Annotated in this window: 17 protein-coding genes; 15 read left to right on the top strand and 2 right to left on the bottom strand. The window is 62.6% G+C overall.

The window, feature by feature from the left end; genetic code table 11:
• The first annotated feature begins 82 nt into the window (after positions 1–82).
• The 10 genes from AAD018_RS14450 to AAD018_RS14405 all read left to right on the top strand — a co-directional run bounded on the left by AAD018_RS14450 (position 83) and on the right by AAD018_RS14405 (position 7,084).
• On the top strand, positions 83–724 hold the full coding sequence (locus AAD018_RS14450; RefSeq protein ID WP_367315467.1) for a DUF2062 domain-containing protein: 642 nt from the start codon (positions 83–85) through the stop codon (positions 722–724).
• Positions 725–740: 16 nt separating this feature from the next.
• The gene (locus AAD018_RS14445; RefSeq protein WP_367315468.1) at positions 741–1,487 is read left to right on the top strand and encodes a pyridoxine 5'-phosphate synthase; all 747 of its coding nucleotides are present in this window, start codon (positions 741–743) and stop codon (positions 1,485–1,487) included.
• Positions 1,488–1,616: 129 nt separating this feature from the next.
• Complete coding sequence (locus tag AAD018_RS14440) at positions 1,617–2,057, top strand: hypothetical protein (RefSeq protein ID WP_367315469.1); 441 nt, start codon at positions 1,617–1,619, stop codon at positions 2,055–2,057.
• Positions 2,058–2,306: 249 nt separating this feature from the next.
• On the top strand, positions 2,307–2,735 hold the full coding sequence (locus tag AAD018_RS14435; RefSeq protein ID WP_367315470.1) for a PA2169 family four-helix-bundle protein: 429 nt from the start codon (positions 2,307–2,309) through the stop codon (positions 2,733–2,735).
• Positions 2,736–2,826: 91 nt separating this feature from the next.
• The gene (gene acpS, locus AAD018_RS14430) at positions 2,827–3,246 is read left to right on the top strand and encodes a holo-ACP synthase (protein WP_367315471.1); all 420 of its coding nucleotides are present in this window, start codon (positions 2,827–2,829) and stop codon (positions 3,244–3,246) included.
• Between the two features lie 51 nt (positions 3,247–3,297).
• A complete protein-coding gene (gene lepB / locus AAD018_RS14425) occupies positions 3,298–4,134 on the top strand; it encodes a signal peptidase I (protein ID WP_367315472.1) in 837 nt (278 codons plus the stop codon).
• Positions 4,135–4,145: 11 nt separating this feature from the next.
• Positions 4,146–5,171, top strand: a complete 1,026-nt coding sequence (gene lepB / locus AAD018_RS14420; protein WP_367315473.1) for a signal peptidase I — start codon at positions 4,146–4,148, stop codon at positions 5,169–5,171.
• The gene (gene rnc, locus AAD018_RS14415) at positions 5,168–5,854 is read left to right on the top strand and encodes a ribonuclease III (RefSeq protein ID WP_367315474.1); all 687 of its coding nucleotides are present in this window, start codon (positions 5,168–5,170) and stop codon (positions 5,852–5,854) included. Before lepB (AAD018_RS14420) ends, rnc begins: the two co-directional genes overlap by 4 nt.
• Positions 5,851–6,756, top strand: coding sequence for a GTPase Era (gene era, locus AAD018_RS14410; RefSeq protein WP_367315475.1), 906 nt, complete (start codon positions 5,851–5,853; stop codon positions 6,754–6,756). Before rnc ends, era begins: the two co-directional genes overlap by 4 nt.
• Positions 6,749–7,084 (top strand): DUF1491 family protein, encoded by a 336-nt coding sequence (locus AAD018_RS14405; protein ID WP_367315476.1) that lies wholly within the window; start codon positions 6,749–6,751, stop codon positions 7,082–7,084. The genes era and AAD018_RS14405 overlap by 8 nt, the downstream gene beginning before the upstream one ends.
• A gap of 13 nt (positions 7,085–7,097) precedes the next feature.
• On the opposite strand, the gene AAD018_RS14400 is transcribed toward AAD018_RS14405, so the two are convergent.
• Complete coding sequence (locus AAD018_RS14400) at positions 7,098–8,009, bottom strand: LysR family transcriptional regulator (protein ID WP_367315477.1); 912 nt, start codon at positions 8,007–8,009, stop codon at positions 7,098–7,100.
• A gap of 107 nt (positions 8,010–8,116) precedes the next feature.
• On the opposite strand from AAD018_RS14400, the gene AAD018_RS14395 reads away from it, so the two are divergent.
• The 3 genes from AAD018_RS14395 to AAD018_RS14385 all read left to right on the top strand — a co-directional run bounded on the left by AAD018_RS14395 (position 8,117) and on the right by AAD018_RS14385 (position 9,386).
• Positions 8,117–8,743 (top strand): carboxymuconolactone decarboxylase family protein, encoded by a 627-nt coding sequence (locus AAD018_RS14395; protein WP_367315478.1) that lies wholly within the window; start codon positions 8,117–8,119, stop codon positions 8,741–8,743.
• A gap of 69 nt (positions 8,744–8,812) precedes the next feature.
• On the top strand, positions 8,813–9,052 hold the full coding sequence (locus AAD018_RS14390; protein ID WP_367315479.1) for a YgaP family membrane protein: 240 nt from the start codon (positions 8,813–8,815) through the stop codon (positions 9,050–9,052).
• 70 nt (positions 9,053–9,122) lie between these two features.
• Positions 9,123–9,386: a hypothetical protein gene (locus tag AAD018_RS14385; protein WP_367315480.1), complete on the top strand. Its 264-nt coding sequence runs from the start codon at positions 9,123–9,125 to the stop codon at positions 9,384–9,386.
• Positions 9,387–9,402: 16 nt separating this feature from the next.
• On the opposite strand, the gene AAD018_RS14380 is transcribed toward AAD018_RS14385, so the two are convergent.
• On the bottom strand, positions 9,403–10,002 hold the full coding sequence (locus tag AAD018_RS14380) for a rhomboid family intramembrane serine protease (protein WP_367315481.1): 600 nt from the start codon (positions 10,000–10,002) through the stop codon (positions 9,403–9,405).
• 209 nt (positions 10,003–10,211) lie between these two features.
• Here AAD018_RS14380 and AAD018_RS14375 point away from each other — a divergent pair, with 209 nt between their 5' ends.
• Both AAD018_RS14375 and AAD018_RS14370 read left to right on the top strand, forming a co-directional pair.
• Complete coding sequence (locus AAD018_RS14375; protein ID WP_367315482.1) at positions 10,212–11,012, top strand: nucleotidyltransferase domain-containing protein; 801 nt, start codon at positions 10,212–10,214, stop codon at positions 11,010–11,012.
• A gap of 74 nt (positions 11,013–11,086) precedes the next feature.
• Positions 11,087–11,659: a hypothetical protein gene (locus AAD018_RS14370; protein ID WP_367315483.1), complete on the top strand. Its 573-nt coding sequence runs from the start codon at positions 11,087–11,089 to the stop codon at positions 11,657–11,659.
• Positions 11,660–11,668: the final 9 nt, after the last annotated feature.

The raw sequence follows: 11,668 nt of genomic DNA, 5'->3' as shown, positions 1-11,668 counted from the left end.
CATATCGCGGCGCGATGACGACGTGCGAATGGAACAAGGGTGCGCCGCCGCAAGGCAAGGGCCGTCAAAGAGGATACGGGAAGTGGTTTTCAAGCGCCGCGACAGAAGAGGCATTCTGCGCATCGTGCTTGACGCGCTCTGGCCCAAGGGCGGCTGGGCCCGGGCATTTGAATACGTAAAGCACCGTCTGCGCCGCCTCCCCGACACGCCCGAGAAGATCTCGCGCGGGATCTGGGCGGGGATCTTTACCACCTTCACGCCGTTCTACGGTCTGCATTTCGTCATCGCGGCCATCATGGCCAAGATCATGCGCGGCAATATCCTCGCCGCGCTGCTGGCGACGTTCTTCGGCAATCCGCTGACCTATGTGCCAATCGGGGTCGTGGCGCTGAATTTCGGGAACTGGCTGCTGGGCAACCGCCCCGATCCCGAGGCGCATGTTTCGCTGGCGCGCAAGTTCTCCGATGCGGGCTCGGATCTGTGGGCGAACTTTCTGGCGATTTTCACCCATGCCGATACCAACTGGGCGCGGCTCGGGCGGTTTTACGACGAGGTCTTTTTCCCCTATCTGATCGGGGGCATCCTGCCGGGCATGCTGGTTGCCACCGCTGTGTCGATGCTGGCGCTGCCGGTGATCCGGGCGCATCAGAACCGGCGGCGCAAGGTGCTTCGGGCGCGGCTCGAGCGGTTGGCGCAGCGGACGCGGGACCAGAAGGCGCAGTAACGGGGAAGGCAAGGATATGGCGGGGCATTTGCGGCTAGGGGTGAATATCGATCACGTGGCGACGGTCCGGAACGCGCGCGGCGGCGCTGTGCCCGACCCAGTGCGCGCGGCCCGTATCGCCGAAGAGGCAGGCGCCGACGGGATCACCGCGCATCTGCGCGAGGACCGGCGCCACATCTCGGACGCCGATATCGAGGCGCTGATGGACGTGCTGACGACGCCGCTCAATTTCGAGATGGCCGCCACCGACGAGATGCAGAAGATCGCCTTGCGCCACGTGCCCCACGCGGTCTGCATCGTGCCTGAAAAGCGCGAGGAGCGGACGACCGAAGGCGGCCTTGAGGTCGCCAAGGACGAGAACCGGCTGGCCCACTATATCGCCCCCCTGCGCGAGGCCGGCTGCCGCGTGTCGATCTTCATCGCCGCCGATCAGCGCCAGATCGAGGCGGCCAACCGGATCGGCGCCGAGGTGATCGAGCTGCATACCGGCGCCTATTGCGACGCCTATGCCGAGGGCCGTCTGGAAGAGCGCGACGCCGAGCTGGCCAAGCTGGCCGACATGGCCGCCTTCGGCCACGAGTTGGGCCTCGAGGTTCATGCAGGCCATGGCCTGACCTACGACACGGTCCAGCCCGTCGCCGCCCTGCCTGAAGTGCGCGAGCTGAACATCGGCCATTTCCTGATCGGAGAGGCGATCTTTCGCGGCCTCACGCCAGCTATCGCAGAGATGCGGAGACTGATGGATGAGGCGCGGGAGGGGTAAGCGGGCTGCTTGCTGTCGCCGCCACGCCGGGATCGACGCGATAAAGATGAGAACGAGGTCGAGTATCAGATGTTTCTGAGGATCACTTCAAAGATTGGCTTAACAGCGGCTTAGAGCCTAGATTGCCGGATGCTGCACTTTGCTGCAATCTTCGCTTCAAGAACATACAGCATTTTCCTCAGTCTTCACCGTAAAGGCATTTTCATGAAACTTGCGATGGTACTTGTTAGCTTACTACTGGCGGTGGCGCCGCCTGTCTCAGCGCAAGACGTACAATGGGCTCTAGTTGACACTGGTGTCTTGTCTGATTTGTCTCACGGCCAAGGCATCGAAATGCGCATACAGCCGGACCCAGTCCCCGATGGTCTGTTCGGTAACGAAAATTTGGATGATCTTCTATTGGCTCTTTGCAATCATTATGCGCCATCCGTTATTCCGTTCGTGCAGCAGCAAGCGGATATTAAGGCTCCAGATTTCATTGCGGTGCGTATTGTTTCTGGAACTGCTGTAGGGCGCTATGTTTTAGAAAGATATGCTATATCTGATGGAAAGTGTGGAGGGGCATTGTAAACTGCCTGGTGATCAAACTGTCCATTCAGAGCAGACATTAGCGCGCGTAACGAATGCCCGCTTTGTCCCGTAAAGACGACGTCCAGTCAGAACACGGCAAGCCCCGCCCACCTGATTTCGTGAATATCAGTGTCCTAAGGTTCCGGGACATCCCGTCGCAGTTTGCTCAATATTTCCTGAGAAAATCTGAACTCTGCTCGCTGCGGGCCGTTGGTTTAACGACGTCACCTAACAGAAAGAGACATGACAATGACCAACGACCATAAGCCGATTGAAAAGCTCTATACCCGCATGATCGACAGCCGCGATGGCTATAACGATGCGCTGGATTCCGTCTCCGACGGATTTCTGCGCACGATCATGACCGAGCTTCGTAACGAACGGGCCGAGTTTGCACAGACGCTTCGCAGCGTCTTTGCCTCCAAGGACATTAATCTAGATGAGGACGGATCGCTTCTTGCCTCTGCGCACCGCATGTTCGTGAACCTGCGCGACACGCTGTCCGAAGGGGACGATGCGGTCCTCGCAGAGATCCGGCGCGGCGAACAATCGCTACGGGATCTTTATGAGGATGCGATGAAGGCGGTCGACACGGATGCCGAGTGGTCCTTTCTGACCCATCAGCGCGACCGGATCGACCAAGGCATCGCGCGCCTCGATCATAAACGCGCCGCCTAAAACTACGTCCTGACGAGTTCCATGGCCGCTCCCCTTGTGGGGGCGGCTTTTTTGCGCTGTTTAGGAGGAAACCTTCGAAAGGCTCTTACGGATGATCCTCGGTATCGGAACGGATCTTGCGAATATCGACCGGATCGCGGGCACGCTCGAGCGGTTCGGGGACCGGTTCCGCAATCGCGTCTTCACGGAAGTTGAGCAAACCAAGGCCGAGCGGCGGGCCGACACGCCCGGAACCTATGCCAAACGCTGGGCCGCCAAGGAAGCCTGCTCCAAGGCGCTGGGCACGGGTCTGCGCATGGGGATCTCATGGAAGGACATGGCCGTCTCGAACCTCAGGACCGGCCAGCCCGTCATGCATGTGACCGGCTGGGCCGCCGAGCGACTGGCCGAGATGACGCCCGATGGCTATAAGGCCATCATCCACGTGACGCTAACCGACGATCACCCTTGGGCGCAGGCCTTCGTCGTGATCGAGGCGCGTCCTCGCGCAGATGTGGGCGGCGTCGCTTGACTTGACGCAGGCGCGCCCGCATGTAGCGCCGAACCCTTCCCGGAGTGCTGAATGTCCGAACCGCAAGGCTTTGTTGCCAGCACCGTCGAGCTTATCAAGACGGTGGTCTACGCCCTTCTGATCGCGGGGATCTTCCGCACCCTCTTCTTCCAGCCGTTCTGGATCCCGTCGGGGTCGATGAAGGACACGCTGCTGATCGGCGATTTCCTTTTCGTCAACAAGATGAGCTACGGCTATTCCTACGCCTCCTGCCCGTCGATCCGGATCGCGCGGCTGGGTATCGATATCGATGCAGAGGATATCTGCGGAATCTTCGATGGCGATAACGGACGGCTCTTCGGCTCCGAACCCGAGCGGGGCGATGTCGTCGTCTTCCGCCATCCGGTCACGGGGCGCGATTTCATCAAGCGGGTCATCGGGCTGCCGGGAGAAACGGTGCAGATGCGAAGCGGTGTGCTGCATATCAACGGTGAGGCCGTCGCGCTTGAGGATGACGGGATCTTCACCGAAACATACGAGCTTCAGGGCCCGCAAGGTCTGACCCCAAGCTGCGCCAACGCGCCGGTCGGGCAAGGCGGCGTCTGCGAAAAGCCGCGCCAGATCGAGACGCTGCCGGGCGGGAGCACCCATGCGGTCCTGAATGTCGGCGACCGCCGCCTCGACAGCACGGGCGTGTTCACCGTGCCCGAGGGGCATTACTTCTTCATCGGCGACAACCGCGACAATTCCACCGACAGCCGCGTGCCGCAGGCCAGCGGCGGAGTAGGGTTCGTGCCGTATGAGAACCTCATCGGGCGCGCCGACCGGGTGATCTTTTCCTCGTCCGGGCGGCGGATGCTGGCCTTTTGGACCTGGCGCGGCGACCGCTTCTTCGAGAGGATCGACTAGGGGCCGGGCCCGTGCGGAAGGCGCTTGTCTCAGGCTTTGACTGGAACGGTACGACGCCGCGTGGCCGCTACCTGCTGGCGCTTCTTGGCTTCACTGTTTTTTCCGTCATCGGCAGCTATGTGCTCGAGCGTCGGGATATCCCCTATTGGGGCGAGGCCGTCGTCATTGTTGTGGCCGCGATCCTGCTGATCCCCCTTGTTGGTCTGACCATCCGGCGGCTGCACGATGCGAAGCTCAGCGGCCTTTGGACGTGGCTGACATTCGTGCCGGGCCTCAACCTTGCGCTGCTGCTCGCGCTACTCCTGATCTCGACGCGGGCGACCTATGGGCGCGTTCCGCCGTCGCGGCTGCGATCGGTGGGCTTCATGCTGACCGCTCTGGGGGCGTTCGTCATCCTGACGCGCCTGATCTGGGAACCCTATGTGATGCCGGCGGGAGGCATGAAACCGACGCTTCTCGTCGGTGATTACGCCGCCGGTCTACGCTTTGCCGAAGATCACGGGCGCGGGGATGTCATCGTCTTTCGCCACCCCGTCACGGACCGGCCTCATGTGGCCCGGATCGTGGCCTTGGGCGGAGAAACGATCCGCCTTGAGGCCGGAACCGTGATCCTGAACGACACCCCCTATCCCGCCGAGCCGGGCGGCACGTTTACCGAGACAATGGCGCGGCAGGGCCGATCCGGATCGTTGCCGCGTTGCTCCAACGGGGCGGTCGGCTTTGGCGCGCCTTGCGAAAAGGCCGCCTATCTCGAACAGCTGCCCGGCACGGCACCCTACCGCATTCTCGACATCGCAGATCAGCGATCGGACAATACCGCTAGCTATACGGTCCCCGAGGGCCATGTCTTCGTCATGGGCGACAACCGCGACAATTCCACCGACAGCCGCACGCCGAGCGTCCTGCGCGGTGTCGGCTTCGTCCCACTGGAGGCGATCGAGGCGCGGTTGAGCGTCGTTCTCTTCTCTTATGCCGGTCAATCGCCCTTGCAGTTCTGGACATGGCGCGCGGGCCGCTACATGCAGGTCATCGGATGAAACTGAGCAGCGATCTTCAGGAGTTCTCGGACCGCATCGGGCACCGCTTCGGCAAGCCGGAGCTGCTCGTGCGCGCGCTGACCCATGCCTCCATGTCCTCGGCCAATCGCGACGACAACGAGCGACTGGAATTTCTCGGCGACCGGGTGCTGGGTCTGGCCATGGCCGAGGCGCTTCTGGCGGACGATCCGAAAGCGCCCGAAGGTCTGCTCGCGCCGCGCTTCAACGCGATGGTGCGCAAGGAAACCTGCGCCGAGGTCGCGCGCGAAATCGATCTGGGCGCAGTGCTCAAGATGGGCCGCTCCGAGATGAAGACCGGTGGGCGCCGCAAGGAGGCGCTGCTGGCCGACGCGATGGAGGCGGTGATCGCGGCGGTCTATCTGGATGCCGGGTTCGACGTAGCGCGCGATCTGGTGCAGCGGCTTTGGGGCGCGCGGGTGCGCGCGGTCGAAGACGACGCGCGGGATTCCAAGACCTCGCTGCAGGAATGGGCGCAGGCACGGGGCGATGCACCGCCCGAATATGTCGAAGTCGGCCGGTCGGGCCCCGACCATGCGCCGGTTTTCACCATCGAAGGCCGTCTTCAATCGGGCGAAACCGAATCCGCCGAGGCCGGATCGAAACGGCAAGCCGAACAGGCGGCGGCCAAGGCGCTTCTCGCCCGCGTGAAAGGATCCTCATGACCCGTGCCGGTTTCGCTGCCCTGATCGGAGAGCCCAATGCAGGCAAGTCGACCCTCCTGAACCGCATGGTCGGCGCGAAAGTGTCGATCGTCACCCACAAGGTGCAGACGACGCGCGCCCGCATCCGGGGCGTCGCCATCGAAGGAGAGAGCCAGATCGTCTTCGTCGACACGCCGGGCCTCTTCCGTCCGCGCCGCAGGCTCGACCGCGCCATGGTCGCCGCCGCCTGGGGCGGGGCCTCCGATGCTGATGTGATCGTCCTTCTGATCGAGGCGCATCGCGGCATCACGCCCGGTGTCGAGGCGATCCTCGAGCAGCTCAAGGACCGGGGTGGCAAGGCTCCGGTGGCGCTTGCAATCAACAAGATCGACCGCGTCCAATCCGAGGTCCTGCTGGGCCTGACGCAAAAGATGAACGACCGCTTCGCCTTCACCGAGACCTTCATGATCTCCGCCGAGAAGGGCCATGGCTGCGATACTCTCAAGGCCTGGATCGCGGGCGTCCTGCCCGAGGGTCCGTGGCTCTATCCCGAGGATCAGATCGCCGACCTGCCGCTGCGCATGATCGCCGCCGAGATGACGCGCGAAAAGCTGACGCTGCGCCTTCATCAGGAGCTGCCCTATCAGCTGACCGTCGAAACCGAGAGCTGGGAAGAGCGCAAGGATGGGTCGGTCAAGATCGACCAGCTCGTCTATGTCATGCGCGATGGCCATAAGGGGATCGTACTCGGCAACAAGGGCGAGACGATCAAGGCCGTCGGCAAGGCCGCGCGCGAAGAGCTGGAAGAGTTCCTCGGCAACCGCGTGCATCTCTTCCTGCAAGTGAAGGTCCGGCCCGGCTGGCTCGAAGAGGCGGAGCGCTACTCCGAAATGGGCCTCGATTTCCGCGACGGAGATGGCTGAGCCGCGCCTGGCCAGCGGGATCTGGGTCGCGGCCTATCTGTCGCGGCTACGCCTCGCCGACATCCCCGCCTTCGTCGTCGCCCGCGGAGACGACACCGCGGGAGCCATCCTGATCAAGCTCAACACCCTCGACGGGCAGGCCCGGGTCTTCCAGCGGTCTTATGATCTGATGAGCGGTGAGCGCGTCTGGGTTATCCTCTCCGAAGGGCCCGAGACGGAGGTCGACGAAGCATTGGCCCGCCAGCGGCAGATGGACCGCGACGTCTGGGTGATCGAGGTCGAGGATCGCGCGGGGCGGCACCTGCTGGACGAAGAGGGCCTGCGGTAGCGGGCCCGTTTTCTCAATCGTCATAGCGATTCGGGCTGGCGGGATCCAGGCCACCGACAAGATCTGCCTTGCCCAGGATGGCCTCGGCCAGAAACTTTGCAAAAACGCGCACACGCTCCATCCGGCGCAAATCCGGATGGGTCAAGAGCCAGCCGGGATGGGTCGCGGTGATCTGCGTGCCCGGAACCCGGACGAGCCCGGGATATTGATCGCCCATCACGCAAGGGATCGATGTCATGCCCAGACCATGGGCGGCGGCCCGGGCGTGCAGATTGAGGTTCGGCATAATCCAGTTGATCCGCGCCTTCGGAAAGCTTGCCTTTCTCGCCCGGTCGAACAGCGGGCCACCGGTGGGCCAACCGATCCATTCGGGATCCACAGCGCGACCCTTTTCCCAATGCGCGGCGATATAGGCAGGCGAGGCATAGACCGCTTCGCCAAACACAGGCAGGCGGCGGCCCACCAAATAGTCGTCGGGCTCTTCAGAGAACCGGATCGCCAGATCGGCGTCCCGCCGGGAGAGGTCGGCATGGTCATAGGTCGATTCCAGATCGATAGTGATCAGCGGGTACTGTGCCTTGAATTCCGCGATCATCGGCAGGATCAGATAATCACAGACCGGCGGCGGCGCCGTCAGCCTGATATCGCCTTGAAGACGCACGTCGCTGCCGATTACGATGCGTTCGAGCTCCATCATCTCGGCTTCGATTTGCTGCGCCCGGGCGAGGATCCGAGCGCCCGACGCATTCGGCACGAACCCGTCAGGAGTGCGGTCGAACAGCTTCGTTCCAAAGCGCGTCTCCATCGCGTCGAGACGTCTTGAGATGGTGGAGTGGCTCACCTTTAGGCGCGCACCCGCCTCGCGCGCGGTCTTTCCCCGCTCGAGCGCGAGGAAGATCTGAAGGTCGTTCCAGTCGTTCTGCATCGTTCTACCTTGGTGCAATTTCAGACCAAAGGTAAGGCAATATTGCCTGTTCCGTCACGAAAATGCGCTCTGTATCGTCCATGAGCAACCTGAAGAAGGAGAGCCCGATGACACAACCCGACGCAACCGAACGCGACTTCCCGATCCACACCGCCGCCTCTGCACCGGAAGGATCGCAGGAGCCGCTTGCCTGGTATCTCGATACATTCGGGATGGTCCCTAACCTTGCTGCCGTGCTGGCAGAAAGCCCGGCCCTTTTGACCTCCTACTGGCAGACGCAGAACAACCTGCTGGCGGATGCCGCCCTCACCCGGCAGGAAATCAATATCGTCCAGACCAGCGTCGCTCATGCCAATGCCTGCCAATACTGCGTGGCGGGCCATACCGCCTTGCGCAAGATGGAGATTTTCGACAATACCGACGAGCAATTGGTCGCCGTGCGGCAGGACAAGCCCTTCGACGATCCTAAACTAGACGCGTTGCGCGACTTTGCGTTGCTCGTTCTACGCAATCAGGGCCGGATGGCATCAAGCCAGCTGCAGGCGTTTCTTGAGGCCGGATATTCTCGCCGGGCCGCGCTTGATGTGGTGGCCTGCATCGCGGCCAAGGTGATGACGAACTACGCCAATCAAATCGCGCTGACCCCCGTGGACGATGCTTTCGCGCCCTTCGCCAGCGATCTTCCCTACCGCGAGGACCGGACGGTCCGGACAGGTACGATTGCTGCCGAATAAGCCCGGCCGAAGCGGGTGCACCATCCGCTTCGGTCCGTCTTTTACACCCCATTCAACTGGAGATCTGTTATGCAACTGTCCCGCCTCGTGACCTACAGCTTCGATCCCAATGTCGGCTCCTATGATCGCGTCTTCCGCATCCTGTCCGGCCTTGCCCTGGCGCTGTTTCCCTTCCTCACCTCCATCGCCGTCCCCCCATGGCTGACCGTCGTTCTGGTCGGCTTTGGTCTGGCCTGGCTGATGACCGGCCTCGTGAGCCGGTGCGGCATGTACTACATGCTTGGCCTGTCCACCCGCAAAGCCGAGTGAAGGCGCCGGGACCCGCCGCACCTCGCTTCGGCGGCTTTCGGGCTTGGCAGTCAAGGTCTTAACCCACCACTTGACGAAACCGCGCAGCTCCTCGCCCTCCGCCGAGGTTCCGTTCGAACGGCAATTCGTCGAGGTGAAAGGCCCACGGATCGCCGATATCGAGGATGGGGAGGGGCCGGTCGTTCTCTTCAGTCACGGCGGCCCGACCTCGTCCTACCTCTGGTGCAATGTGATCCCCTTCGTGTCGGACGATGCCGCGCCCCCTGTCCCGATGCCCGAAAGCCGCCCTCGTCTGGCCGAACGAGATAGATCCCGCACGCATTGTCGCCCGTGATGGAAGAGATTGGGGGCTATCCATCCTCGACATTGCGGATCCGGGGCGCGTGAACATGCGTCCGGACAAGAAACGCGGCCGTCGCCCCGGCAAGCGCGCCGAAGAGATGCGCCTCCCACGACACGCCCGGCTGGCCGGGCAGAACGCCCCAGACCATCGTGCCGTAGAGCAGCCCCACCAGCAGCGCGACCCCCAGCGTCACGGGGGATCGGTCCACGAAGCCTCGCGCGACCAGAAACCCGAACCATCCGAAGACAAGGCCCGACGCCCCGATATGGATGGCGGTGCTCCCGAAGAGCCAGACCAGCGCGCCGCCCATTCCGATGATGATGCCGTTCACCGCAAACAGCGCCCGGGTCGCCGTCGCGGCCAGAAGAGCCCCCATCACCAGAAGAGGCGGCGTATTCGAAAGAAGATGCGTGAAGCTTCCATGCAAAACCGGCATTCCGGCGATCCCGTCAAGGCCCGAGACCCGCCGCGGAATAAGCCCGAATGTCGCATTCAGTCGGTATCCCGTCACCCAGTTCAGCGTCTGCAGACCCCACAGGATCCCGACAAACGCGGCAAGCAGGCCAAGCCGGACAAAGAGAACGCGTGTGTTGCCGGAGCCAAACATGACCGGAACGCTAGCAGCGTCCGCCCCGCATTCAAGGCCGACCTGCACCGGTCTTGAGCGACAGGATCCGCGCGCCAAGACCGGCCATGCGGCCAAGGCGGCAGGACCGCCCCTCCCCTAAGGTTGCCAGCCGGGACCCGGCCCCCTAAACCAAAACCCGCGCCCCTGCTGCAGCGAGCTGAGATCAAGCCGCCCGAGGAGACAGACCCATGACCCATGCGGACGTCATCGAGGCAATCACGGCATCCCTGAAAGACGTCCCCGGCCTGCGCGCCCTCTTTCTCAGCGGCAGCTACGGCACCGGCCTCGCGGACGAATACAGCGATATCGATTTCATTCTGGTGGCCGAGGACGGGGCGACCGACGAGGTCGCGGATCTCTGGCGCCAGGCGGTCAGCAAAACCGGCGACATCGTCCTATGGTGGGACCGGACCACGGTTCCGGTCCTGATCAACGCCATCACCGAGGATTGGACCCGCACCGATGTCCTCATCCTCAAACCCGACCAGATGGGATCGTATGCGCAAAGCAGCCTCAAACCGCTCTTCGATCACGACGGCATCTACGACAGCCTCGCAACGGTCGCCAAACCGCCCCTGCCGAACCCCAAGAGGTTCCGCCATCAAGTCGAGGAATTCATCCGAATTCTCGGGCTCCTGCACCTTGCCGCAGGGCGCGAGGAATACATCAACGGCGTTCTTGGGGTCTTCCACCTTCGCAACAAGCTCGTCGATCTTCTGATCGAGGAGACGAATGCCCCGAACCGGGGCGGCATCCTCCACCTCAACCGGCTGATCACGGACGAACAGAAGGACCTCCTCACCGCCCTGCCGCCGCCGCGCCCCGACCGCGAAGCCATGATCTCGGCCCACCTGGCCTACGCCAAAGCCTACCTGCCCCGCGCACGCGCAAGAGCGGGGCGCATCGGCACGGACTGGCCCGAAGCGTTCGAGGCCGCCACCTGGTCGCGCCTCAAAGAGGCCCTGTCGATCGAACGGCCTTACGATTAGCGATCTCGCCGTCTTGCGTGGTCAGAGCGGTCCGCGAGATAGTCGACGGCCAGGTCATCGGGTAAGATCGCGATATGGAACTGACGCATATCACCTATCAAGGTCCTGCGGTGGACGACGAAGAGATGCTGGACCGCCTGCCGGACAGTCTGAGATCCATCTTAACCTCGGTGAACGGCTTCATTCAGTTTGGCGGCGCGCTCCATATGCGCGGAGCCTGCTTCGGACCTGATTGGCATTCCTTGCGCCGCGCGTGGGACGGACCCGGTGCGCTCCATCATCTCTTTCCATCTGTAAGCCGCGACTGGGTGCCCTTTGCAGAGGATTGTGTCGGCGATCAGTTCCTCCTCGAGGGGGACGTAGTGCTCCGGCTGTCGGCAGAGATCGGCGACATCGAGAGGATGGAATTGTCGCTTCCAGATTTCATGAAAGCAGCCGCTACCGATCCTGTCGAATTTCTGTCGATGCATCCGCTTCTGCAGTATCTAAACCAAGAGACAAAGTTGCCTGAAGGGGCCTTGGTCCACGCCTATCCGCCGTTTTGTTCAAAAGAATCCGCGGACGGAGTATCCCTTAGGGCAGTGCCAGCATGGGAACTCCATGGCTTCCATTCGCAAATGGCGAGAACTCTTTCGGGAGACGCTTAGCGTGTTTTC

Origin of the sequence: Aestuariibius insulae, from assembly GCF_040783535.2 — a bacterium.
GTDB classification, from domain to species: domain Bacteria; phylum Pseudomonadota; class Alphaproteobacteria; order Rhodobacterales; family Rhodobacteraceae; genus Aestuariibius; species Aestuariibius insulae.
This window is presented reverse-complemented; position numbering and strand designations above follow the sequence as displayed.

Coding starts and splice junctions, on each gene's coding strand:
- lepB (WP_367315472.1), top strand. CDS start 3,298: ATGTCCGAACCGCAAGGCTTTGTTGCCAGCACCGTCGAGCTTATCAAG.
- era (WP_367315475.1), top strand. CDS start 5,851: ATGACCCGTGCCGGTTTCGCTGCCCTGATCGGAGAGCCCAATGCAGGC.
- AAD018_RS14405 (WP_367315476.1), top strand. CDS start 6,749: ATGGCTGAGCCGCGCCTGGCCAGCGGGATCTGGGTCGCGGCCTATCTG.
- AAD018_RS14390 (WP_367315479.1), top strand. CDS start 8,813: ATGCAACTGTCCCGCCTCGTGACCTACAGCTTCGATCCCAATGTCGGC.
- AAD018_RS14375 (WP_367315482.1), top strand. CDS start 10,212: ATGACCCATGCGGACGTCATCGAGGCAATCACGGCATCCCTGAAAGAC.
- AAD018_RS14370 (WP_367315483.1), top strand. CDS start 11,087: ATGGAACTGACGCATATCACCTATCAAGGTCCTGCGGTGGACGACGAA.
- AAD018_RS14395 (WP_367315478.1), top strand. CDS start 8,117: ATGACACAACCCGACGCAACCGAACGCGACTTCCCGATCCACACCGCC.
- rnc (WP_367315474.1), top strand. CDS start 5,168: ATGAAACTGAGCAGCGATCTTCAGGAGTTCTCGGACCGCATCGGGCAC.
- AAD018_RS14440 (WP_367315469.1), top strand. CDS start 1,617: ATGCTGCACTTTGCTGCAATCTTCGCTTCAAGAACATACAGCATTTTC.
- AAD018_RS14400 (WP_367315477.1), bottom strand. CDS start 8,009: ATGCAGAACGACTGGAACGACCTTCAGATCTTCCTCGCGCTCGAGCGG.
- acpS (WP_367315471.1), top strand. CDS start 2,827: ATGATCCTCGGTATCGGAACGGATCTTGCGAATATCGACCGGATCGCG.
- AAD018_RS14435 (WP_367315470.1), top strand. CDS start 2,307: ATGACCAACGACCATAAGCCGATTGAAAAGCTCTATACCCGCATGATC.
- AAD018_RS14380 (WP_367315481.1), bottom strand. CDS start 10,002: ATGTTTGGCTCCGGCAACACACGCGTTCTCTTTGTCCGGCTTGGCCTG.
- AAD018_RS14445 (WP_367315468.1), top strand. CDS start 741: ATGGCGGGGCATTTGCGGCTAGGGGTGAATATCGATCACGTGGCGACG.